The 24,780-nt window shown below is 39.0% G+C and carries 26 protein-coding genes and 1 tRNA gene; 9 read left to right on the top strand and 18 right to left on the bottom strand.

The genetic code is table 11. From position 1 onward, the window contains the following. Positions 1-739 precede the first annotated feature (739 nt). Positions 740-813: transfer RNA gene (locus JOC34_RS14515), tRNA-Arg, on the bottom strand. 210 nt (positions 814-1,023) lie between these two features. Here JOC34_RS14515 and JOC34_RS14510 point away from each other — a divergent pair. The 9 genes from JOC34_RS14510 to clpP all read left to right on the top strand — a co-directional run bounded on the left by JOC34_RS14510 (position 1,024) and on the right by clpP (position 10,210). Next, the gene (locus tag JOC34_RS14510) at positions 1,024-2,022 is read left to right on the top strand and encodes an ABC transporter ATP-binding protein (protein WP_205137493.1); all 999 of its coding nucleotides are present in this window, start codon (positions 1,024-1,026) and stop codon (positions 2,020-2,022) included. Then, positions 2,019-3,011 carry an ABC transporter ATP-binding protein gene (locus JOC34_RS14505; protein WP_205137492.1) on the top strand — a complete coding sequence of 331 codons (993 nt, stop codon included), beginning with the start codon at positions 2,019-2,021 and terminating at the stop codon, positions 3,009-3,011. The genes JOC34_RS14510 and JOC34_RS14505 overlap by 4 nt, the downstream gene beginning before the upstream one ends. A 39-nt stretch (positions 3,012-3,050) precedes the next feature. Next, a complete protein-coding gene (locus tag JOC34_RS14500) occupies positions 3,051-4,679 on the top strand; it encodes an ABC transporter substrate-binding protein (RefSeq protein WP_239544444.1) in 1,629 nt (542 codons plus the stop codon). 87 nt (positions 4,680-4,766) lie between these two features. After that, entirely contained in the window at positions 4,767-5,771 is a 1,005-nt protein-coding gene (locus JOC34_RS14495; RefSeq protein ID WP_205137491.1) for an ABC transporter permease, read from the top strand. Positions 5,772-5,823: 52 nt separating this feature from the next. Further along, positions 5,824-6,738 (top strand): nickel transporter permease, encoded by a 915-nt coding sequence (gene nikC / locus JOC34_RS14490; RefSeq protein ID WP_205137490.1) that lies wholly within the window; start codon positions 5,824-5,826, stop codon positions 6,736-6,738. 120 nt (positions 6,739-6,858) lie between these two features. Further along, positions 6,859-7,449, top strand: coding sequence for a DUF6305 family protein (locus JOC34_RS14485; protein ID WP_205137489.1), 591 nt, complete (start codon positions 6,859-6,861; stop codon positions 7,447-7,449). A 24-nt stretch (positions 7,450-7,473) separates the two neighbouring features. Then, positions 7,474-8,868 (top strand): sensor histidine kinase, encoded by a 1,395-nt coding sequence (locus JOC34_RS14480; protein WP_205137488.1) that lies wholly within the window; start codon positions 7,474-7,476, stop codon positions 8,866-8,868. Next, on the top strand, positions 8,840-9,490 hold the full coding sequence (locus JOC34_RS14475; RefSeq protein ID WP_205137487.1) for a response regulator: 651 nt from the start codon (positions 8,840-8,842) through the stop codon (positions 9,488-9,490). Before JOC34_RS14480 ends, JOC34_RS14475 begins: the two co-directional genes overlap by 29 nt. Positions 9,491-9,619: 129 nt before the next feature. Then, positions 9,620-10,210 carry an ATP-dependent Clp endopeptidase proteolytic subunit ClpP gene (gene clpP / locus JOC34_RS14470; RefSeq protein WP_205137486.1) on the top strand — a complete coding sequence of 197 codons (591 nt, stop codon included), beginning with the start codon at positions 9,620-9,622 and terminating at the stop codon, positions 10,208-10,210. Between the two features lie 156 nt (positions 10,211-10,366). Here the strand turns inward: clpP and JOC34_RS14465 are convergent, their stop codons facing one another. From JOC34_RS14465 to JOC34_RS14385, 17 genes are all read right to left on the bottom strand, one after another. After that, positions 10,367-10,633 carry an HPr family phosphocarrier protein gene (locus JOC34_RS14465; RefSeq protein WP_205137485.1) on the bottom strand — a complete coding sequence of 89 codons (267 nt, stop codon included), beginning with the start codon at positions 10,631-10,633 and terminating at the stop codon, positions 10,367-10,369. Positions 10,634-10,814: 181 nt separating this feature from the next. Next, complete coding sequence (gene whiA / locus JOC34_RS14460) at positions 10,815-11,753, bottom strand: DNA-binding protein WhiA (protein ID WP_205137484.1); 939 nt, start codon at positions 11,751-11,753, stop codon at positions 10,815-10,817. 34 nt (positions 11,754-11,787) lie between these two features. Beyond that, a complete protein-coding gene (locus JOC34_RS14455; RefSeq protein ID WP_205137483.1) occupies positions 11,788-12,744 on the bottom strand; it encodes a gluconeogenesis factor YvcK family protein in 957 nt (318 codons plus the stop codon). Between the two features lie 2 nt (positions 12,745-12,746). Continuing rightward, a complete protein-coding gene (gene rapZ, locus JOC34_RS14450; RefSeq protein WP_205137482.1) occupies positions 12,747-13,631 on the bottom strand; it encodes an RNase adapter RapZ in 885 nt (294 codons plus the stop codon). A gap of 581 nt (positions 13,632-14,212) precedes the next feature. After that, positions 14,213-15,166, bottom strand: a complete 954-nt coding sequence (trxB, locus tag JOC34_RS14445) for a thioredoxin-disulfide reductase (protein ID WP_205137481.1) — start codon at positions 15,164-15,166, stop codon at positions 14,213-14,215. Positions 15,167-15,244: 78 nt separating this feature from the next. After that, positions 15,245-16,246 (bottom strand): tetratricopeptide repeat protein, encoded by a 1,002-nt coding sequence (locus JOC34_RS14440; RefSeq protein ID WP_205137480.1) that lies wholly within the window; start codon positions 16,244-16,246, stop codon positions 15,245-15,247. Positions 16,247-16,403: 157 nt separating this feature from the next. Next, positions 16,404-18,071 (bottom strand): glycerol-3-phosphate dehydrogenase/oxidase, encoded by a 1,668-nt coding sequence (locus tag JOC34_RS14435; protein WP_205137479.1) that lies wholly within the window; start codon positions 18,069-18,071, stop codon positions 16,404-16,406. Between the two features lie 233 nt (positions 18,072-18,304). After that, entirely contained in the window at positions 18,305-18,853 is a 549-nt protein-coding gene (locus tag JOC34_RS14430) for a glycerol-3-phosphate responsive antiterminator (RefSeq protein ID WP_205137478.1), read from the bottom strand. Positions 18,854-18,873: 20 nt separating this feature from the next. Beyond that, a complete protein-coding gene (locus tag JOC34_RS14425) occupies positions 18,874-19,377 on the bottom strand; it encodes an acyltransferase (RefSeq protein WP_205137477.1) in 504 nt (167 codons plus the stop codon). Positions 19,378-19,380: 3 nt separating this feature from the next. After that, positions 19,381-20,016, bottom strand: a complete 636-nt coding sequence (ppaX, locus tag JOC34_RS14420; RefSeq protein WP_205137476.1) for a pyrophosphatase PpaX — start codon at positions 20,014-20,016, stop codon at positions 19,381-19,383. Further along, positions 19,991-20,950: a nucleoside recognition domain-containing protein gene (locus tag JOC34_RS14415; RefSeq protein WP_205137475.1), complete on the bottom strand. Its 960-nt coding sequence runs from the start codon at positions 20,948-20,950 to the stop codon at positions 19,991-19,993. The genes ppaX and JOC34_RS14415 overlap by 26 nt, the downstream gene beginning before the upstream one ends. A 35-nt stretch (positions 20,951-20,985) precedes the next feature. Beyond that, on the bottom strand, positions 20,986-21,828 hold the full coding sequence (lgt, locus tag JOC34_RS14410; protein WP_205137474.1) for a prolipoprotein diacylglyceryl transferase: 843 nt from the start codon (positions 21,826-21,828) through the stop codon (positions 20,986-20,988). 12 nt (positions 21,829-21,840) lie between these two features. Next, complete coding sequence (hprK, locus tag JOC34_RS14405; protein ID WP_205137473.1) at positions 21,841-22,776, bottom strand: HPr(Ser) kinase/phosphatase; 936 nt, start codon at positions 22,774-22,776, stop codon at positions 21,841-21,843. 120 nt (positions 22,777-22,896) lie between these two features. Continuing rightward, a complete protein-coding gene (locus JOC34_RS14400; protein ID WP_205137472.1) occupies positions 22,897-23,253 on the bottom strand; it encodes a phage holin family protein in 357 nt (118 codons plus the stop codon). Then, the gene (locus JOC34_RS14395; protein WP_205137471.1) at positions 23,253-23,447 is read right to left on the bottom strand and encodes a PspC domain-containing protein; all 195 of its coding nucleotides are present in this window, start codon (positions 23,445-23,447) and stop codon (positions 23,253-23,255) included. Before JOC34_RS14395 ends, JOC34_RS14400 begins: the two co-directional genes overlap by 1 nt. A 134-nt stretch (positions 23,448-23,581) precedes the next feature. Beyond that, positions 23,582-24,253, bottom strand: a complete 672-nt coding sequence (gene bshB2, locus JOC34_RS14390; RefSeq protein WP_205137470.1) for a bacillithiol biosynthesis deacetylase BshB2 — start codon at positions 24,251-24,253, stop codon at positions 23,582-23,584. Between the two features lie 20 nt (positions 24,254-24,273). Continuing rightward, positions 24,274-24,627, bottom strand: a complete 354-nt coding sequence (locus JOC34_RS14385; RefSeq protein ID WP_205137469.1) for a YojF family protein — start codon at positions 24,625-24,627, stop codon at positions 24,274-24,276. Between the last annotated feature and the right edge of the window lie 153 nt (positions 24,628-24,780).

Raw genomic sequence — 24,780 nt, 5'->3', positions numbered from 1 at the left:
CCGGATTGCTGAACAAGAATAAAATTTATCCACCCATGGAACCTCTCCCTTTACTCTATTCGATATAATAAATAAAAATTCTTTTTACGACCTCTTTTGTAGAAAGTTTTCTATCTTATATCTTATCGAAATAAGTATACGCGTACGTCTTTATAAAGAGCATCCTAACATGGTGCTTGTTCAGGACTTAATTGATGATGAAAGTTTATTGTATAGTCACAAATGAAATAGATGCGTTGGTTAGTAAAAGGATTGTGAAACTGGAAGGGACAAAATATGAAGTTGTGTATGGTATTGTCTAGGGATGTGATTGTGTAATAAAAATAAATAGAGGCTTCTGTGTAGTAGATCTCTTCTACATACATTGATTCTGCTTTAGCAAATGGACTTAAATCTCCATCTATAATACTATCGTTTACTTTTTTTATAATAATCATTCGAATAAGCACTAGTATCATCAATACCGTAGGGCAATTTACTACGAGGCTCTCTTTAGGCAAGGACAAAATGAAGGTTGGTCTCGAATACGAAATAAAGATATGGTATGCGCCACTTCAACTGATAAGTATATGAAATCAACCTATTTGAGGGCCTTATTTAACCTGATTATTAAAAAAGTTATAAAAAAATACTCCGAGACCCGATGGTTAGAAGTTTGTTACTAACTCCCCATTTTCATCAAAAATGACAAGGGTACAATAAACGCTGTATCCCTTGTCACCATTGACTTTATAAGTAGCGCGCCCGAGAGGAATCGAACCCCCGACACCTGGTACCGGAAACCAGTGCTCTATCCGACTGAGCTACGGGCACATTCTAAAAACTATTTTTCGCACATAGGCTATTATAACGTCCTTCACTAATAGAAACAAGTCATTTATAAATTTAATCGTAAAATTTTTCCAAACCAAATACTAGATTTTTTCGAGAAAAAAGAGAAAAACAACAAAAAAATGAAATAAACTATATAATATAAATAAATTAAAGAGTCTAATTATTCGTTACATAGGGAGGTTTTTTAAGATGGATGAAGCTACTCCGCTTTTAGAGGTTAACAATCTACATACCCATTTCTTCACTAAATCCGGTGTTGTTAAAGCTGTTGATGGGGTTGATTTTACAATTAATCCCGGGGAAACACTAGGTATTGTCGGAGAATCTGGTTCAGGAAAAAGCATCACCGCGATGTCGATTCTCGGGCTGATCCCTTCGCCCCCTGGAAAAATAACCGAAGGAGAAGTTATTTTTAAAGGAGAGGATTTGCTTCATAAATCAGAAAGACAGATGCGAAAGATACGCGGCAAGGAAATTGCCATGGTGTTTCAAGATCCAATGACATCGTTAAATCCTGTATTTACAGTAGAAAAACAAATGATGGAAACAATTCTGGCACATGAACCCGTTTCCAAAAAGCAAGCAAAACAACGGGCGATTGAATTATTGGACCTGGTTGGTATTCCTGATCCGAGAAAACGATTGAAAGACTATCCACATGAATTTAGCGGTGGCATGCGGCAGCGTGTCATGATTGCCATGGCATTATCCTGTAACCCTTCCCTATTGATTGCTGATGAGCCTACAACAGCGCTGGATGTAACAATTCAGGCACAGATACTTGAACTCTTTAAAAAAATGCAGACCGAGCTAAATATGGCAATCGTTATGATTACACATGATTTAGGCGTTGTCTCAGAAGTATGTGATCGTGTCATGGTCATGTATGCTGGTAAACCTGTTGAATATACCGAAACAAGCCATTTATTTGATCGTGGCAAGCATCCATACACACTTGGGTTGATGAATTCTATTCCTAAAATATCTACAGAGAAGCAAAAATTGGAAGCCATTCATGGTTCCCCACCCGACTTAAGATATTTGCCAAGAGGTTGCAGCTTCGCTCCAAGATGCAAGCATGCAATGGAAAGCTGTTTAACCATTGATCCTGCATTGAAAAAAATAGACACGGACCATTATGTGAGCTGCTTATTATATGACGAAGCAAAAAAGAAGGTGACGACATGAGTACTTTATTGGAAGTTAAAAATTTGAAGAAGCATTTCCCACTCAAAAGTTCAAAGTTATTCAGCACAGAAAAACCGATACTCAAAGCGGTAGATGGTGTTTCATTTTCAGTTAAAGCTGGTGAAACACTTGGTCTTGTAGGAGAAAGTGGTTGCGGTAAATCCACTACAGGGAGAAGCATTCTGAAATTGCAGGAACCGACAGAAGGTGAGATCTTTTTTAAAGGAGAAAACATCACAACTTACCGTGGTGAACAGCTACGTAAGCTTAGACGGGAAATGCAAATGATATTTCAGGATCCCTATGCCTCCTTAAATCCCAGAAAAACAATTGAGAAAATCATTACCGAACCCATGCGTATCTTCAATATACCAAAAGCGGAACGAAATAAAAAACTGGATGACCTGCTTGATGTCGTTGGCTTAAGTGCTTATCACAAGAATCGCTACCCGCATGAATTCAGTGGTGGACAGCGACAAAGAATCGGCATTGCACGCTCATTGGCACTCGAACCGGAACTAGTCATCTGTGATGAACCTGTTTCCGCTCTAGACGTGTCCATTCAAGCGCAGGTTATCAATTTAATGGAATCGTTACAGGACAGATTTAATCTAACTTATATTTTTATTGCGCATGATTTAAGTGTTGTACATCATATTAGTGATCGTGTCGCTGTCATGTACTTAGGAAAGTTGGTAGAAATTGCAGATGTGGACGATCTGTATCGATCTCCCAAACATCCCTACACCCAAGCATTACTATCAGCTGTCCCTGAAGCAAATCCACATAAGGAAAAGGAACGGATTATATTAACCGGTGATCTGCCTTCACCTGCCAATCCACCAAGCGGATGTAAGTTTCATACCCGCTGTCCTTATGCAGAAGCGATTTGTCTTACTGAAGAACCTATACTAAAAAACGTGTCACCAGAAGGTCAAATGGCGGCATGCCACTTTGTAAAGGAGGTGGTGGAACAAACTACCGTGTAACACATGTTGTAAAAACAATATATTCAAGGGGGAAGTACATTGAAAAAGCGCAATCCTTTTACATTGTTTGGTTTTCTTTTAATCATGCTGCTCGTTGTTAGTGCCTGTAGTAGTAATACGAGCAGTGATGACGCTGACGCCGGGAATGACAATGCAGAAGCAACAGAAGATAATGACAGCGATAAAACGCTTGTATTTGGCCGCGGAAGTGATTCCATTACACTGGACGCTGCAATCCCAACAGATGGCGAATCTATTTATGTTACCAATCAAATCTACGATACACTCGTCAGATACGAAACGGAAAATACCGAAGTTAAACCAGCATTAGCAACAGACTGGGAAGTGAGTGATGACAACCTCGAATGGACTTTTCAATTACGTAATGATGTAACATTCCATGACGGTAATGATTTTACTGCAGAGGACGTTGTCTTTAACTTTGAACGCTGGACGACTTCAAGTGAATTTTTCTATTATGGATATATGTTTGGAGCTACAGAGGACAATATGAAAGGGATCATCGACAAGGTGGAAGCAACGGATGATTATGAAGTGAAAATCACCCTTTCCGAACCGAACGCACCATTCCTGCAGACATTGGCAATGCCACCTTTTGGCATCGCGAGTCCGGAAGCGGTTGAAGAATCTGGGGATGATTATTTTAAAAACCCGGTTGGAACAGGTCCATTTGTATTCGAGGAATGGATTCCGGATGACAGTATTACCGTTTCCAAAAATGAAGATTACTTTGGCGAAGTTGCAAAGGTCGATCAAGTTGTATTCCGTGTCATTCCTGATAATGGAGCACGTTTCATGGAACTTCAAGCGGGATCCATTGACTTGATGAACGGTTTAAATCCACAGGATATTCAAACAGCGGAATCAGATGAAGACTTGCAGATTATTCGCAGACCATCGATGAACGTGGCTTACATGGCTTTAAACACTGATAAAGAAGGCCCTATGTCGGAAAAGTTAGTCCGCCAAGCAATCAACCTTGCCATTGATAAAGAGCAATTGATTACCTTGTATGAAGGAATTGGTAAAGCAGCAGTCAATCCGATTCCGCCATCATTATGGGGCTATAACGATGAGATCAAAGACTACGATTATGATGTGGATGAAGCAAAAAAATTGTTAGCTGAAGCTGGTTATGCAGATGGCTTTGACATTACACTATATACTTTCGCAAATCCACGGGATTATATGCCACAGCCAAAAGTTACTGCGCAAGCCATTCAAGAAATGCTGAAGGAAGTAAATATTAACGTCGAAATCGTTGAAAACGACTGGGATAGTCACTTAACCGCAACCGAAAATGCAGAACATGATATGGCATTTTTAGGTTGGACTGGCGACAATGGCGATCCGGATAACTTCTTTTATGTCTTGTTGGATAAAGATAATACAAAAGTGGGTTCAGCTGGAAACGTTGCTTTTTATAAGAGTGATGCAGTTCATGATCTATTCAAAGATGCACAAATGGAAATGGATCAGGATAAACGAACGGAATATTATATGGAAGCACAGGAAATTATCCATGATGACGCACCATGGGTTCCCATTGCCCATACAACACCACCACTTGCAGGGAAAAAAGGGATAACAGATTATTTACCACATCCAACAGGTAGTGAACCATTTAACTTGGTGGAAATCGAGTAATAAAACATCCTACAGGGGGGAGTAATGCTTCTCCCCCACTTATGCTGAAAGATTTACGTTAGTGTTATTGAATGGAGGCATACGACCATGTTAAAGTACATTATTCGAAGGCTATTGATGCTTGTCCCTGTGTTGATTGGGGTCTCTATTCTCACCTTTTCACTGATCCACCTTATTCCAGGGGATCCAGCCAGAAGTATGCTCGGGGAAAAAGCGACAGAAGCACAGCTGGAATTATTACGGGCTGATTTAGGTTTAAACGATCCTTATATTGTTCAGTATGGTAGGTTTTTAGGAGACATATTACAAGGAGATTTAGGTCAATCCATTCAATCTAAGGAAAATATTGCTTATGAAATCATGCATAAATTACCTGCAACGATTGAACTAACTATTTTCGCTATGATTGTCGCGATAATTATCGGTATTGTTGCGGGCGTGATTGCAGCAGTGAAGCAATATTCATGGTTTGATAACATCAGTATGACTGGTGCCTTATTTGGTGTTTCCTTACCGATATTCTGGCTTGGTTTAATGATGATCTGGATCTTTTCTGTAAAATTCAATGTGTTGCCACCTTCCGGAAGAATTACAGCCGGGACGGGTTTACAAACCATCACGAATTTCTATTTATTAGATAGCATTCTAACTTTGGATTGGCAGGCATTCAAAGATGTATTCCTTCATTTATTAATGCCGGGCGTTGCACTTGGAACAATACCGATGGCAATTATCGCAAGGATGACGAGATCAAGCATGCTGGAAGTCATGCGGCAGGATTATATTCGTACAGCTGATGCAAAAGGGTTAAAAAAACACCTGATTGTATTTCAGCACGCTTTAAAGAATGCCTTTCTCCCTGTGCTTACAGTTATTGGCTTGCAATTTGGGTTATTGCTTGGTGGCGCAGTATTAACCGAAACGATCTTCTCCTGGCCAGGTGTTGGCAGGTACGTCTATCTTGCAGTACTCAGTCGTGATTACCCGATCGTTCAAAGCACGATTTTAATCATTGCAATCATTTTTGTGCTCATTAATTTAGTTACTGATATTCTCTATAAATACTTCGATCCGAGAATTCGATATGATTAAGATTTGCTAAAGTTACTTTGCTGGAAGGAATGAAGGAAAGGATGTGCAGCACATGCCAATTCAACCAAACCCGGTACCAGATCCTGAACCGGTCATTATTGATCAGCAACAACGAGAGATAAAGCCCAGGCGGATGTGGGTAGATTCATTATTACGCATTATTAAAAGCAAAACATCCTTCGTCGGATTATGTATCATTCTCATTTTAATTATTACGGCCATCCTTGCGCCGGTCATTGCGCCGTACAGCCCGACAGATCAATCGATCATTGATCGCTATCAATCTCCTTCAGGAACCCATTGGTTAGGCACAGACGAACTCGGACGAGATATTTTCAGCCGAATTATTTATGGAACACGTATTTCGATCCAAATCGGCTTGATCACGGTGGGAATTTCAATGGTGATTGGTGTCCTTTTAGGCGGGATTGCCGGTTATTTCGGCAAATGGGCAGATCAGATTATCATGCGCTTAATCGATATTCTTATGGCCTTCCCTAGCATTCTGTTGGCGATCGCCTTAGTAGCTGTACTTGGGCCGAGCCTGCAAAATGCAATGATTGCAGTCGGAATTGTCGGGATCCCGCAATTTGCCAGGATTGTTCGATCCGCTGTTTTATCTGTAAAAGAGACGGAATACATCGAAGCTGCACGCGCGATTGGGGCAAAGCACAAAAGGATTTTTCTACAGCATGTATTACCTAACTCCCTTGCACCGATCATCGTACAAGCAACACTAGGAATCGGTACCGCCATTCTTGATGCAGCAGGACTCAGCTTTCTCGGTTTAGGTGCCCAGCCACCTACACCAGAATGGGGAGCCATGTTAAGTGATGGGAGATCCGCCTTACAAACAGCGCCATGGGTCGTTGCATTCCCAGGAATTGCTATTTTCCTAGTTGTACTTGGATTTAATCTCTTCGGTGATGGCCTACGTGACGCGTTAGATCCAAGACTGAAAGAATAGATGTACCAACTGCAACTAATATAGTAAACTAACAGGTAAGATTACGCTTACTTGTTAGTTATTTTTTTGCACAATGTGAGGTAAAATGTTTTTAGAGCCAAGCTTGATGGAGGTGCACTTTTGAAAAAATCTATTCCTTTTTTGCTCTGTTTAGTCATTGCGCTCATAATAGCATTTACAAACATGGACACATCCCAATCAAACCCGATGACAACCTACCCCAATTTACCAGCACCGATTGGCAAAGAGAAAATTTTAATTACTTCTGCAGGACAGGCAATGGAAGGCGCCATCGTTTACTCCATTTCAGAAAGCCTTCACCTTGATGCTGATTACCGGCCAAGAGCATTGGACAGCGATTTATATGATTATCAAAGTGTCATTATCATCCTTGGCTATAGCGCAAATGGGTTAGCTTACACGAATCGTTCCTTTCAAGAAGAGCTTAGCCTTACAAAAGCGTTATTAACCGAAGCTATCTTACAAGAATTACCGATTATAGTGGTTGATCTTTCCAGCAGAGGCAGAGATAGTAAACATACACGTGAATTGTTTGAGCTAGTTACGCCATATACAGCTTATTATATTGGACTTAAAAATGAACAGGGATATCACCCATATAAGCAGGATCTGCCAAAACTTGATATACCCGTAACACTTTTAAATGAGCTAGATGACTTAGCCACACCACTCAATTCTGCATTTCGATAATTCATTTGAAAGGCTTGATTCTATATGCTTCAAGATAAAAAATATCCGTTCATTGGTATAGCTGGTCTTGCATTAGTTATCTATGGAATTGCCATCTCGTCATTCTTTGAAGGGTGGTCCAATTTTATTACGGAAACGATCTATGAGAGCATATTACTGCAAGATAGTGGTCAACTGTTAATTGCTACATTTGCTTATGTCGCTAAAGGATTTCTATTATTCTTTTTTATTTATTTTGGCTCGATGATGATGACACATGTTTTTTCCAAACGGGTTTCCGGCCTGATCTCTTCCCTATTATTTATGGCTGTGACTACCATTTCTATTTTTACATTAAACCAATTATACCAGGAAAACTTCTCCTACCTTAGCCATTTTATCACCATAACGATTATTTCGCTTTTACAAATTTTTATCCCAAAACAACGCTATTTCCTAACAATTTTCGCTATTATCTTATTGCTTGTCATCATGTCCATGCAATGGCTACAACTTATTCCGTCTCTTTCCCAACTCGGCATTGGTACGGGTGATTTCGCTGTCATGATTAAAATGGCCGACAATTACTTTACTAAAAATAATTTATTTAATACATTAGCAACCATCTTCTTTCTGGTATTTTTGATTATCGCCATCATTTTCACTTTTTTAATTCATCTTTTGCATAAACAGATTTACACTTTAAAAAAGTACCACGAACAAGAAGAAAAATTAAGGGATGCACAGGTCGCTTTAGCAGAATCAAAAGTATATCAGGAAATAGCCATGGTTGTTCATGATTTAAACACACCACTTGTTACTGTTGAAGGTTTACTTTCCTTAATTCAATTAAAGATGCAGCCGGAAGACCAGAACCAAACTGCAGCTTATTTTAACCGGATGAATCAGTCCCTGAATAGAATGAAAGATATGATAGCAGAAATATTATATGAAAATACCAAACACCCGATTGAAGTGAAGGAATTACTTAAATATGTAACAAGTCACCTTTGTTTAGATGAACAGCTGGTTAGATTAACTGTAAATATACCACCAGATTTACCGCCTATTCCTGTGAATAAAATACGATTTTCACGTGCCATTGCAAACTTATTAGAAAATGCAATAACTTCTTTTGCAGGAAAAGCAGGAGAAATCACCACCAATGTCAAAGTAGTGGATAACAGGGTTTCATTTCAAATCCGGGATAATGGCTCGGGAATCGAGGCCGATCTATTAGATCAGGTATGGACCGACGGTTTTAGTACAAGGAACTCTTCAGGACTGGGCCTTTCTTTCGTGAAAAAGGTAGTCGAAAGCCATGCTGGTACCGTAACAATCGATAGTGTCCCGAATCGTTATACAATAATATGCATCTCCATACCGATTAAAAAGGAAGGTGAGATAAACGTTGAGCGCGACCATCTTAGTCGTCGATGACAATGAAGATATTCGTTTTACGCTAAAGGAAATTTGCGAATATGCAAATTGGCAAGTGATAGAAGCCTCTACTGGAAAAAGAGCAGTGGAATTAATCAATGTGCTTGCACCTGACTTAATTTTACTTGATTATCACATGCCCGATTGGGATGGCATCCAGACTACCAAGAAAATAAGAAGATTGAATGAAAACGTACCGATCATTATTTTAACGGTGGACGAACGTCAAGAAATCGCAAATTCCTTTTTGCATGCAGGCGCAACGGACTTTGCACTGAAACCGATTAAAGCACCAGATCTCATTTCCCGTATTCGGATTAATTTAAAAATGGGAAAATTAACGGAAAACAAAAATAGCGCCTATGTGGACAAAGGAATTAATCATAAAACTTTACTGTCGATTAAAAATTGCTTAATTCAATTGGATAGGCCATCCACGATCAACGAAATTCAGCAAGGGCTTCCCATCGCTTATCAAACAGTACACCGCTATTTAATTTACCTTGAGGAAAAAGGAGAAGTCGAGGTGATTTCTCAATATGGAAAAAAAGGACGTCCAAGGAACACCTATCAATTAACCTGGTCGTCTACAAATGTTTATATTACCCCAAACGGGGAATAATGATACAGTATTTTCGAAATGAATGATTCTCGAACGTTTTTGTTTGACCTTCATTGACCTTTTAGTTATGATAAAAACAGATCCAAATTCAATGGATATTCGTGTTAGAAATTAGGGAGGAATTTAATTATGAATTTAATACCAACAGTTATTGAACAGACAAACCGTGGTGAACGCGCATACGATATTTACTCACGTTTATTGAAAGACCGAATCATTATGCTAGGAAGTGCGATTGACGATAATGTTGCAAACTCTATTGTTGCGCAATTACTTTTCCTTGAAGCGGACGATCCGGAAAAAGATATTTCACTATACATCAACTCTCCAGGTGGATCTATCACCGCTGGAATGGCAATTTTTGATACCATGCAATTTATTAAATCTGACGTATCAACTATTTGTACTGGGATGGCAGCATCTATGGGATCATTCTTATTAGCTGCTGGTGAAAAAGGCAAACGTTATGCACTGCCAAATAGTGAAGTGATGATTCACCAACCGCTTGGTGGTACCCAAGGACAAGCAACCGATATTGAAATTCACGCAAAAAGAATCATTGAAATCAAAAGAAGAATGAACGAAATTCTTTCAGAACGTACAGGTCAACCACTTGAAGTCATTGAACAAGATACAGAACGTGATAACTTCATGTCAGCACAGAAATCAGTTGATTATGGATTAATCGATAAAATTCTCGTGCGTAATACAGATAAATAATAAAAAAACCTTTCACTATTATGTGAAAGGTTTTTTTATCAGTAGGAAAGTATAAAAATTCCTACTGTATAACTGCAACTAAGGCATTCACCATTAAAGCTTGGTGAATGCCAAGTTTTATTTTATTACTTTTACACTAGGCATTATTTGTTCCCTCTAAGCCTGTGCTTCCTCTCTTGAAACAAATGAAGATAAATGATCGATTGCAGCTTCTGCATCCACACCATCAGCTATTAACGTGATCATCTCCCCAGTTGTGATTGCTAGGCTCATGAGCCCCATAATACTTTTGGCATTCACTCTTTTACCATCTTTTTCAAGAAACAAATGTGCTGTGTAATGATTTGCTTCCTGCACAAATAGTGCTGCAGGTCTTGCTTGTAAACCTGTATCTAACTCAACTTTGACTGACCTTTCGACCAAATCACTCATCCTCTCATTTTCGTAAGCGCTATCATTCGTATTTAATTTTTATCGACAGTAATGTACCATCATACAAATACTGCCGATAAGATCGACATTCCATAAACATTCTGATCGTTTAAAATTACCAATATTATATCATGAAATAACGATAAATTGAAATTATTGATTTCCAACCCTTTTATACTTCGCCTAGTTTAATTTTCTCAGCAAACAGATCGATTTTTTTTAATCGATGATTTACACCTGACTTGGAAATCTTTCCACTTTCAACCATTTCCCCTAATTCTTTTAATGAAACTTCCTGATGCTCCACACGCAATTTTGCGATTTCCTGCAATTTTTCAGGAAGCTGATCAAGTCCTACAGTACGCTCAATAAAATTAATATTTTCTATTTGGCGAAACGCAGCACCGATCGTTTTATTTAAGTTTGCTGTCTCACAATTTACTAGTCTATTTACCGAATTCCGCATATCCCGCACAATTCTTACGTCTTCAAACTTAAATAATGCATTATGCGCACCAATAACACTTAAAAATGCAGTAATTTTTTCTGCTTCTTTAATATAAACAATATACCCATTTTTACGTTCCAATGTTCGCGCACGTAAATCAAATGTGTTGGCAAGTTCACACAATGCTTCATTATGTTCCTGGTGGAAATTAAAAATTTCTAAATGATAGGAGGATGTCTCCGGGTTATTGATGGAACCGCCTGCTAAAAAGGCACCACGTAAGTAGGATTTTTTACAACAGGTTTTGTTTAAAAATTTGTTTGAGATTGATCGGATAAATGTAAAAGGTTCCCGGAATATTTCCAGATCCTTTAACATTTTGCCGACGTCTTCCTTCATTCGAACAATATAAACATTGTTTTTCTTTAGCTTCATCTTTCTTCGGACAAGTAGTTCAATGGGGATCGTGTATGCTGTTTTAATTAGCGTATAGATACGGCGTGCGATTGCTGCATTTTCAGTTTGAACATCCAGCGAATAATCATCTTTTGCCAGGGAAACAGTTCCATTCATTCGAATTAAAGCTGTTAATTCCGCAAGTACACAACAATCATCAAGTTCAATTGTCGTCAATTCCTTTTTTATTTCTGAAGCAAAGGACATTTTTTTCCCTCCTTTACTATGACCACAATGATACTTAAGCTAATATCGAATATAATAATTTAGCAATTTTTCTTGTGTCATGCCTTAATGTGGTTCGCTCATGGTTAATGATGTCACCTTCAATAATTTGTAGCCCCATATCAATTAAGCGTTCTGTATCATAAATGACTGGCTCTGCGTTCTCTTCCGCATATATTTCACGAACCGGCCCTTTGATTGGTTCGTTATGTACTACGATTGCATCCACACAGTCTTGACCAATATGATCATTGATTGCCTGAACATGATCTGCAGCACTGTATGCAGTTGTTTCTCCAGCCTGGGTCATGACGTTACAAACATAAATAATCTTGCCTTGCGCCTGTTTCAGTGCATCATCTATCCCAGGAATAATAATGTTTGGCATGATACTTGTATACAAGCTGCCAGGTGAAATGACAATTAAATCAGCTTCTTTAATCGCTTGAATAGCACCAGGAAAAGGTTTTACGGGCTGAGGACTGAGAAAAACACGCTTTATTTGCTTATTCGATAGTGGAATATTCGATTCTCCAGAAACAATCGATCCATCCATCATTTTTGCATGTAAATACATGTTTTCATTAGAAATGGGATAAATATTCCCTTTCACATTTAACACACGGGAAATCTCTTTAATACCGGTATAAAAATCACCTGTTATAGATGTCAGAGCTGCAAGCAACAGGTTCCCCATCGAGTGACCTGATAATCCATTACCTGTAGCAAATCGGTGCTGAAATAATTCTACAAGCATTGGTTCCGCATCAGACATAGCAGCAATTACATTTCGTATATCACCAGGTGCTGGGATATCCATTACATCCCGTAGTCTACCTGTGCTTCCTCCATCGTCAGCCACTGTAACAAGTGCAGTTAATTGAATGGGCAAGTCTTTAAGCCCACGCAAAAGAACAGGCATACCTGTACCGCCACCGATAACAACTACTTTTGGCTCCGTTTGATTTCCCATCTCTAATGTTCCTTTCTTTTATCGATGTCCCTATGGCTGATGTGCGTAATATAACTAGCTGATAACTCCTTCGCAAAATACTCAGTTAGAGCGACTGAACGGTGCTGTCCACCCGTACATCCAATGGCTACTACAAGCTGGGATTTTCCTTCTTTTTTATATTGTGGAAGCATAAACTGCAATAGATCAAGTACTTTTTCATTAAATATTTGTGTTTCTGACCACTTAAAAACATAAGAAGAAACCTCTTGGTTTAAGCCTGTTAATGGTTGCAGGTGCCCTACATAGTGGGGATTGGGCAGAAACCTTACATCGAAAACCAAATCAGCATCAATTGGCAGACCATATTTAAATCCGAATGATACCATATGCACGGAGAATATCTCTTGTTTATCGGTTGTGTAAGCTTTTACGATTTTTTCCCGTAATTCTTTTGGCTTTAAATTGGTAGTATCAATAATGCGCTGGGATCTGCCTCTTAATTCATCTAAGATCTTTCTTTCCTGCTGGATTCCATTCAATGGTAAACCGCCTACAGCCAATGGATGTGCACGTCTTGTTTCTTTATATCTGCTAACAAGCTTTTCATCCTTCGCATCTAGAAAAAGAATATGTTCTTCCAACCAGTTTTCTTTACCTAAAACATCTAATGATTCGAATAAGGAGTCAAAAAATTCACGTCCACGCAAATCAATGACCAGTGCAACTTTTCGAATGTTGTTTGTAGAGTCCTTCATCAATTCAAGGAATTTCGGTAACAATGTTGGCGGTAAATTATCTACACAATAGTAACCTAAATCCTCGAAGCTTTGCACGGCGACCGTTTTCCCTGCACCAGACATGCCTGTTATAATGACCAAATTCGTTCCTTTTTCTTCGTTTTCCATAAGATATCGCCCCCATCATCAACCTATTCCCGGAAGGCTATTCCGGAACTACATGTGAACCCTCTTACACACCATCTTCTGTGTAAGAGGGTACTTTATTTTATTGCTTCTGTTTCCCTCAGAAGCATATAATTTAAGCATTACTTCTATTATACAATGAATGAATGGAAAGCAACAAGCATAATAAGCTCTCCTGATTGTTCGACAGGATGGGACAAGTTATGAAAGATACACCAGCCTTATAATATAAAAAAAGCACAGGTGATTATCACCTGTGCAATAAACTAATCTATCTATTAAAAGGGGGTCAATTAGTTAAGTTCATTGTACCCCATCTATATTGCGAGCGTGTTACAACAGCGTTAAAAAGTAATTACTTTTTAAAAAATTGTTCCACACCTTTTCCGCAGATTAACGGGCATTAAAATTCCACCTCAAAAATTGAGGCTAAACGACAATTTTAGTGGGGACTACTGCCCACAAAAGCCCTGCAAACAGGGAACAAAGACTAAAGTTAAAGTCACGACGTCTACACTAACACGTCCTGCGCGTCGAAAACTCCTACTGAATGAAGTTTAACTTTACGAGTTTGCTGTTTTGATCGATTCTTTTAGGTTATCCACATATTTTATTGCTTCTTCAGCTGCAATACTTCCGTCTCCAGTAGCTGTCACAATTTGTCGAAGCGTCTTTTCGCGAATATCCCCTGCGGCAAAAACACCTTTGACACTGGTTTCCATGTTTTCGTTCGTAGGAATATATCCTTCTTCATTTGTAATACCCAACGATACAAATGGTTCACTAAGTGGTACGGTGCCAATATAAACAAAAACACCATCAACAGGTTGTTCATATTCCTCACCAGTTTCTCTATTTTTCAAAGAAACACTGCTTACTTTACCACCTTCACCATTGATTTTTTCTACAACAGTATTCCAGATAAAGTCCATTTTTTCGTTTTCAAATGCACGCTCCTGAAGAATCTTTTGTGCGCGTAATTCACCACGACGGTGTACAACCGTTACTTTGTCGGCGAATCGGGTTAAATAGCCCCCCTCTTCCACTGCAGAGTCACCGCCACCAATGACAATAAGGTTTTTCTTTTTAAAGAATGCACCATCACATACAGCACAGTAGGATACACCACGACCAGTTAATTCTTCTTCGCCAGTAGTTCCTAATTTCTTATATTCTGCTCCTGTTGTAATGATCAATGCTCTTGTGTTATATTCTTTTTTTCCTGCAACAACCGTTTTATAATCACCATGATCAATCACTTCTTTTATATCGCCATAACCATACTCTGCACCAAATTTCTTCGCATGCTCAAACATGTTATTGGATAAATCTGCACCTAAAATATGCTCAAATCCCGGATAGTTTTCAACATCCTCTGTGTCTGCCATCTGTCCTCCAGGAATACCGCGCTCAATCATTAATGTTTCTAAATTTGCTCGGGATGCATAAACAGCCGCAGTCATTCCAGCTGGCCCTGCTCCTGCAATAATTACATCATACATACGTTCTTCGGACATTCATACCGCCCCTTCTCACTACTTAATTTAAACCATATATAGTTTAATCAATCATTAGCCCCACGTCTATTATTATGCTCACAGACCGTCCGGACCTACTTCATTTACTAATTTCGGATGTTTTTTTATGCCTTCTTCCCATAAATTCTGTGCCTTTTCGGGAAAACCCTGTTGAAAAATCGTTTTACTGTACCACCGATAAAAAGAAGGGTGTCCTTTAACGATACCCTTTGCCAATAATCTAAAACGACTATATGCTTGTTCATGAAAACCCGTCTTAGCCAATGTAACCGCGATTCTCAATTTCTGCTGCTCATGCATGGGGTATACGTTTAGTAATGCCTGAATATAATTTTCATATTCCGGTTTATTGCCCTGTTCATAATAAAACACAGCCAAATTTGTCATACTGTATAAAGAATTGGCATCGTCTTTTAGTATATCTAATTCCATTTCGATCGCATCCTGTTGCTGACCGGAAAAGAATAATGCCTGTGTATAATCATGTTTAGCAAGCTGGTGCTCAGGAAATAATGTCATCATTTCCTTAATCACCAATAATGCTTTATCCCATTCCATGAATTCCATATGATAAAAGGCCGTTTCCTGATAAATCAGGAGTTCATCTTCTTCTTCCAAATCCCAGTTATCATCTACTTGTTCCTCATCAATGTCAATTAAGTCCAATAATTGTTTCGTCTCTTCACTAAAATCACCTTCAGGCTCTTTATCAAGGTATGCGTTGGCATACTTTGCCGCATCATTAAGCAGTCCCAAATGTGCATAATTATTTGCTAATAAATAATAGCAGTCCACATAATCTGTTGTTTGTAAAACAGTAGTTAACAACTCATTCGCTTCATAATAAGAGCCAATCTCCGTATATATAATAGACATCTGACATGCATATAATGGATCTTCCGGTTTTTCATCCATCGCCTTATTCAACCATTTGATTGCGATGTCAAATTTCTTTTTTTGAAAAGCCTCTACACCTTTTGAAAAATAAAAATCACCCTCAGGTATAAAAGGGATAACATTGTTTTGTTTTCCATCTAACTTATCTTCGAGCTGTGGCATGTGTATCCCTCCTCACATCTTCACATACGAACAGATTATAACATACTCACATGGCGAATCATACTGGAATAACTAAGTAAGTCGATGGATCACACAAATTCATCTTTCACCGCAGCAAAAAAGTTGACCAAATGGGGTCAACTTTTTCCACTATCAATTATTCTTTATCCGGTGTCACTGCCTCGTGCATTAATTGCTCAAGTTCGGATCGATAGTCCTCCTCTTGCTCCTTGCCCCATTCCAGGGTTTTTGCCATGTAGGTGATAACACTTTCTTTGTGTTCCTTTAGCCAATTAATTTTGAAAAATAATGCGCCGGTTCTGCGGACGAAGAAGTCTACTGGTTTATACGCTAGTTCATATTCCATCGCATAGATCAACTCGGCAAACACGACCGGGTCCACATGATTTTCCTTCGCTTCTGTTTGTCTTTTCTGATAAAGCTCAAAGATCGTTTCTACATTTGCCCCATATGTTTGAATAAGCATTTCCAAGGTTTCCTCATCCAACCCAAGGGTCTTTCCTTCTTCCATTTTTCTTTCTTTAAAGCGTTTAAAGCCTGTAGATCCACCAACTTCTCCGCCGGAGATTGGCAAATGCTTTGTTTCTGATGACGTGTAAAGTATGCCATCTTCCGCTTTCAATTGTTTTACAACCGTATTGACTGCTTCTTCCGCCATTTTACGATATCCAGTTAATTTTCCTCCGGCCATTGAAATCAGACCAGAGTCGGAAATGAAAATTTCATCTTTCCGCGATATTTCATCTGGATTATCCTTGTCTTCATCTGCGATTAATGGTCGCAATCCAGCCCAACTTGATTCCACATGCTCAGCAGTCATTTGCAATGACGGGAACATGTAATTAATAGCATCAAGCAAATAATCACGATCTTTTTCTGTCATGGTTGGATGTGCAATGTTGCCGCCATATCCTGTATCTGTTGTTCCCACATAGGCTTTATTATTACGGGGTATAGCAAAGATCATCCGACCATCTGGCGCATCAAAATAGATAGCTTGTTGTAATGGGAATATCGATTGCGGAAATACAAGGTGTACCCCTTTTGTCAGATGTAGTGATTTTCCTTGTTTCGATCCGTCCATTTCTCTTAATTCGTCTACCCACGGTCCACCTGCATTAACGATTTTTTTGGCATATATTTTATACGTTTCTTTTGTTATTTGATCTTCCACCAGTACACCATATACTTTGTTTGAATCATCATATAATAATTCAATAACTTTAGTGTAATTGACAGCATGTGCACCTTTTTGGACGGCTTTCTTCATCACTTCAATCGTTAAACGGGCATCATCTGTTTTATACTCAACATAATAACCGGCACCTCTTAATGCTTCTTTTTTAATGAGTGGTTCTTTTCGTAGTGCTTCTTCCGGTTTCAGCATTTTTCTGCGTTCACTTTTTTTCACACCGGCTAAAAAGTCATATAACCTTAGGCCAACATTTGTTGTAAATGGACCAAAGTTTCCTCCTTTGTGGAAAGGAAGCATCATCCATTCAGGTGTCGTCACATGTGGCCCATTCTCATAAACAATTGCCCGTTCCTTACCTGTTTCCGCGACGATTTTAATTTCAAATTGCTGTAAATAGCGAAGTCCTCCATGTACAAGCTTGGTCGACCTGCTCGATGTCCCTGCAGCAAAATCCTGCATTTCCACCAATCCAGTATTTAATCCGCGAGTCACCGCATCCAGCGAGATTCCTGCGCCTGTGATCCCACCTCCAATGATCAATACATCTAATTGTTTATTTGCTAATTGTTGTAATGTTTCTGTCCGTTTATGACTTGAAAAATCTGACATACTTATTCTCTCCAATCATCACATATTGTCCATACCTAACTCTACCCTATTTTCGAATAGTCATGCGTCTAAACCCGATCAGTTTACGAAAAACAGAAAAACCGCAAAACATACCAATGCGCGATTGCATTCGTAGTTTGCGGTTTCTCCAATTCTCCGTCCGGAACTTATTAACTTAACTTCACTATATCATATATATATCATTTCGTATAGCAATTTGATTTCATATACGATCAATCAAATTGCCATAGATCGATATTAGATGTAGAAACAGCAATAGCTCCTGCTTCGTATGCTGCTGCTATTTGATTTTGCTCTTTGATAAGCCCCCCAGCAATCACTGGCAAGTTGGTCTCTTCCTTTATCTGTTCTACAATACTTGGCATCAATCCTGGAAGTACCTCGACACAATCCGGTCGTGATCGCTCAATCAATTTAATATTGTGATCCAGTGCTAAGCTATCTAGCAGGAACATCCGCTGAATAGCCAGTAAATTATTTTTCCTGGCTAACGTTATAATGTTCCCTCTCGTTGATAAGATGCCATCCGGTTTTACTTCCCGGATTAAATATTCCATACCGTATTCATCTGCTTTTAATCCTTGGATTAAATCAAAATGGATCAGTACTTTTTTATGCTCCCGTTTTGCATAAGTAACCATACTTTTCAATTGTGAAAGTCTTGTTTCCAGTAGCACGATTGATGCATGCTTACTTTTCAAGGCACGGTCGAAGTCTTTCATTTTTCTGATTGCAGGTAGTACGCCCGTCGGGATTTCCATTTGCTCACCTACTTATCTGTTCATTTTCGTTTTTCCATTTCTTCTTTCGTGTAGATCAGTTGCATTGGATTTCCGCCTACAAACGCACCTGGTGGGACGTCTTTATTGACGAGTGTACTTGCGGAAATAACCGCATGATCACCAATTGTCACACCAGGCAATATGGTTGTGTTAGCACCAATTAATACATGATCACCAATGATCACCTCACCAATTCGGTACTCTTCAATCAGATATTCATGCGCTAAAATCGTTGTATTATAACCAATAACACTATTTCTCCCAACTACTATTTTTTCAGGAAACATTGTGTCAGGCATAACCATCAAAGCAAATGCAGCCTGATGGCCTACCTTCATCCTTAAAAAAGTACGATACAGCCAATTTTTAACACTCAAAAAAGGCATGTATCTTCCAAGCTGGATAACGATAAAGTTTTTGACAACTTTCCAGAAAGAAACAGTCTTATATATTTGCCAAAGTGAATTCGCGTTTTCAACGGGATAGCGTTCGGTTTTCCGCATGATTTACACCTCTAAAACATCTAACAAGTCACGTATATCATCTAACATATAAGTCGGATCATAGGCTAAAAGATGTTCTTTTCCCTTAAGGGACCATGCTACACCCGCCGTTTGAACACCGGCATTTTTTCCCGATTCTATATCATGGTAATTGTCCCCAACCATTAATGTGGTAGAAGCATCTGCATTCAGTTCCTCCATTGCTTTAATAACTGGTTCCGGATGTGGCTTTGGATGGGTTACATCATCCAAGGTAATCACTGTATCAAAGTAAGCATCCAACCCAGTCAACGTTAGACCCATTGTTACGGCCGCATTCATTTTTGTTGTTACAACACCTAGCCTAATCTGCTTACTCCTCAATACCTCCATCGTCTCAATGACGTGTGGAAAAGCTGTCACATAGTTATCATGTTCCGCCAGATTATGTTTTCTGTATGTTTTAATCATCATTTCAGCACGCGCTGGATCAATCTGATGAAAAGTATCCGTTAATGGTGGTCCATTAAACCCAATAATTTCATCTCTGGTGTAGTTTAATTGGTAATGATTAAATGTATGGGTGAAAGACGCAATAATTAATTCGTTCGTATCGATCAATGTTCCATCAAGATCAAACAGTATTGTACGTATGCTCATTCTCTATTTCCTTCCTTTTCCGTGAATCTTTTCTATTCCATATATAGCCTACAATCATTGTTAATATAATCGCCGTTGTCAGTCGAATGACAAGTAATGGCCACACTGGAATGCCTAACGGGATAAAGACGAGTGTGTCCTCCACAACCGCATGACATGCTACAAGAAATATCAATGCCAAATGCATATCCTTCTTTGATACACCATCTTCTTTAACAGCTTGGATCATTAAACCAGCACCATAGGCCAATCCGATTGTTAATCCCGCCACCAGTGTCATGGATGTATTTCTTTCCATTCCAAGTACACGTGTAAATGGAGCAAATTTATTAGAGAAAACGGTCAACCAGCCCTTCTCTCTTAAAAATTGCATCACAATCATTAACGGGATAACAATACATGCCAACTGGATTACTGCAATAAGAGCCGTTTGTAGTCCGTGAAGTGCAAGACCCTGCCAGCCATTGAAGTCTGTGCTTTGGGATGTGATAAATCCATATTGCGCCTGTTCAGCACCCCCGCTCCATACGAGATTGATAACAAATGCTGCCAGAAGGGCCAGCCCGATCCGGATTCCAGATATTAACCACCAATTGACACCTACACGAGAGGCAACTGTTGATTCAATAAATAAATTGTGCGAGAAGGATAGCATGATAGCCATGATAAATACTTCCTTCACTGTAAAGTCGAACGAAATGATAGCAGCGATCCCAGCGTATAAATTCAGTGCATTACCTAGAACAAGTGGTACTGCTGCTTCCCCAGATAAGCCAAGCAATCCCATGATAGGACTCAACTGTTTAATTACCCAAGGTAATACAGGTGTATATTGTAATATAGTTACAATTAATGTAATGGGAAAGATAACCTTTCCCAATGTCCAGGTTACGTTTAAACCTTGACGTAACCCACGTGTCATTATGCCTGTCATTTCGCTTCCCTCTTTCTTACCAATCAGAATACATGTTATTTTTTCCTTTTAACTACCCGCTTACCGTCATAATGTTTGTCTGCCTGATTCGTTACCCGTCGGTAAATAATCAGAATAATTGCTAGGATAATTAGTAGTACAGAGATTGTTTGCGCAGTACGAAGCTGACCAATAATGTACAAACTATCTGTACGCAATCCTTCAATAAAGAAACGTCCAACTGAATAAGCAATCATATAGGTTAAAAATATTTCCCCACGTAATGGATTAAATCGGCGCAGAACAAGTAATAGTATAAATACCAATATATTCCAAAATGACTCATATAAAAAGGTTGGGTGATACATGACCCCATCAATACACATCTGATTCATAATAAAGTCAGGTAAATATTGGTGAAAACTATTATATGTAGATTCGGCGATTGGTCCACCATGTGCTTCCTGATTCATAAAGTTACCCCAACGCCCGATTGCCTGCCCTAAAATGAGACTTGGTGCCAGTATATCTGCTAATTGCCAAAAGGATACCTTTTTCACCCGGGCGTAAATAATGGCTGTGATGACAGAGCCAATTAATGCACCATGGATGGCAATGCCACCTTCCCAGATCGCAAACATTTTCCACCACGGCTCTCCGACATATCGATCCCATTCAAAAATAACATAATAAATACGTGCAGAAATGATTGCTATTGGGATAGCAAATACAATTAGATCAACAATTAAATCTTTTTTTAAACCGAGACGATCACTTTCCTTTGTAGCTAAATACAGCCCAAGAAATGCTCCAGCTGCGATAATAACGCCGTACCAATAAATAGGCAACGGACCTAGCTGCAAAAAGACCCTATTGAGTGAAGGGGCATCACATGTCATAAACAATCACTCCTATTCCAATCCGTCTTTTTCTTGTTCAATCATTTTCGTTAATCGGTCAGAAAATTCCTCTGCTGCATTAACACCCATCCGTTTCAACCGGAAATTCATTGCTGCAACTTCAATAATTACGGCAAGATTCCTACCTGGACGGACTGGGACGATTAATTTCGGAACATGTACATCCATAATTTTCATTGTCTCTTCTTCTAAACCAAGACGGTCATATTGCTTTTTCTCATCCCATAGTTCCAAATTCATAATCAGCGAGATCTTTTTGTAGTTACGAACAGATCCTGCACCAAAAAGTGTCATCACATTAATAATTCCCAAGCCGCGGATCTCCAATAAATGTTCAATCAATGGAGGTGAATTTCCAATCAGACTATCGTAGTCCTCTTGGCGAATTTCTACACTATCATCCGCTACAAGCCGATGTCCGCGTTTAACCAATTCTAATGCAGTCTCACTTTTACCTACACCGCTCTGTCCCGTAATCAGGACACCTACACCGTAAACGTCCACAAGCACCCCGTGAACTGCAGTCGACGGTGCATATTTTGCCTCCAGGTAATTGGTCAGTCTGCTAATAACACGCGTTGTCTTTCTTGGAGATTGAAGAATCGGTACGCCGGATTTATTTGCCGCTTCAATCATACTTTCAGGGATGTCCATCCCGCGCGAAATCACAATCCCCGGTGTAATATCTGTGCACAACCGCTCGGCCCGATCCTTTCTTTGTTCATCACTAAGCGATAGGAAATAAGCCATTTCTGTCTTTCCAATTAATTGTAACCGCTCTTTTGGATAATATTCAAAGAAACCTGTCATTTCAATCCCCGGACGGGAAATATCACTTGTAATAATTTCTCTATGTAAACCATCTTCACCAGCGACTAAAGTAAGTGTGAAATTTTCCAATAAATCTTTCGTTCGCACCATATCCATTTAAACTCATCCCTCCAGACCATTTAGCTGTGTATTATTGTAGCATATACAGATCATAAAAACTTGTCATTTGTCTATTTTGCAATATAAAAACGCAGACGTAGAAGTCTGCGCCAAACATCATCTGGTGGAATCTCTGATCAGGCTGTTTAAAAGTAAATTAATAATCGATATTACAATCGATGCGATAATTGCGGTTCCAAATCCATCTATCACAAAGGTCGATCCCATTAGACCTTGCGTGATCATTAATGTAACAGCATTAATGACAAACAGGAATAGTCCTAGTGTGACAACCGTTATCGGCAATGTAAAGATAACGAGAATCGGCTTCACAATCACATTTAATATCGATAAAATAAAACTTGCTATCAATGCGGGGCCAAAACCTTCCAATGTAAACGAATTGAATAACTGCGCAACCGCAATCAGTGCAATCGCATTAAAAAATATCGATAAAAACCAACGAAGCAGCATTAATGCACCTCCCGTTCATTCGGAATAATAACTGCAGCAACTACATACACAAGTGCCAATGTAAATACACTAAAAAATAATCCAATAATAAACAGCAATCGTAAAACTGTTGCGTCGATATTCAAATAGTCGCTTAAACCACCAAATATGCCCGCTACCATCCGATTAGAATTTGATCGATAAAGTCGTTTCACTTTATTACCTCCCAGTTCATTATATTACTTTCCCTATCCTATGCGGATTATAACCATTATTTATCTATATGCGATTACAATAAATGATTGAACGCAACAACAATAAGTCCCCTTATGAATAAGGAGACTTATTGTTAGGAATTAAAATCCCAAGTATAAAATTGTTCTTGTCCCATTTGCTTTTGCGCTTCTGCTTTCAAATCGATTTTGTTATTCTCTGTTTTATTCCTTTGACTGATCACCCCGCCTGCTTGCGAATCATGACAAAAAATAGCTTCTATCTTCTTATCAATTTGATCAGAAATATCATTGTTAATATCCGGTTGTCCAAGCGCTTCTTTAAAATTATTGCTAAAAGCCTGTGCCCAAACGGTTGGCCGTTTTCCCGGTTCCATTAATTTTACGGCCTCAATTGCCGCGGCTCCTAGGGCATTATGGTCTGGGTGCACTGCATATCCAGGATAATGCGTAATGACCAAGCTTGGTTCCATTTCATCTAAAATTGATTTTAAATGCATCGCTACTTCCTGCCGATCTTCATATTCCAGTGTTTTATCACGATAGCCTAGCATACTTAATTCCATATCCAGCACCTTACATGCCTCAATCAGTTCTTGTTTACGAATTTCCGGCAATGTTTCACGATTTGCAAATGGCGGATTTCCCATGTTTCTTCCCATTTCCCCAAGCGTTCCACATAGATAAGTCACAGATACCCCTTGTGTTCGAAATTGGGCAATCGTTCCCGCAGCACCAAATGATTCATCATCTGGATGAGGATATATAACAACTACATGTTTTTCCATATTTTTCACCAATCCTTTGCTTAATAATTAAAGGGTGTTTCACTGATTTGCAGGGAAACCATTAAACGACCTTCCCGGTCATGACCTGCAAGTAATAATTTTGTATCCTCATGCATCGTATAATCTGTCAGACCTTCTGCATAAATCCAACCCATTTCCATTTTCAATCCGACACGATAAACATTTTCGCTTCCGACGATCTTCGCCTGCTTAAATGTAACTTTAGCATTGCGAATATATGCACCAACATTATAGGCATTCTTGTTAACATGGCTTGCGTAAGCGCCATTTGTTGTTTCCAGATGGACATAGACATCTTTATTAACATAGTTTTCCAGCTTTTCTTGTACTTTATTAATCTCAATCGGTTTCATCTATTTCTTCCTCCCAACTTACTACCTATTTTACCTTACGTGAATGATACAGTTGCGTCAAAAAATTTGTCTGGAATTGGGTAAGTTATTTGTCAACAATAGCTTCGTCAACCAGTCAAAACAGATAAAGCAGGAAGCCTCAACCGCTTCCTG

Origin of the sequence: Virgibacillus halotolerans, assembly GCF_016908515.1 — a bacterium.
Lineage (GTDB): Bacteria > Bacillota > Bacilli > Bacillales > Amphibacillaceae > Virgibacillus_M > Virgibacillus_M halotolerans.
Note: the sequence above shows the minus strand (reverse complement) of the source record. Positions and strands in the feature narration are given on the sequence as shown.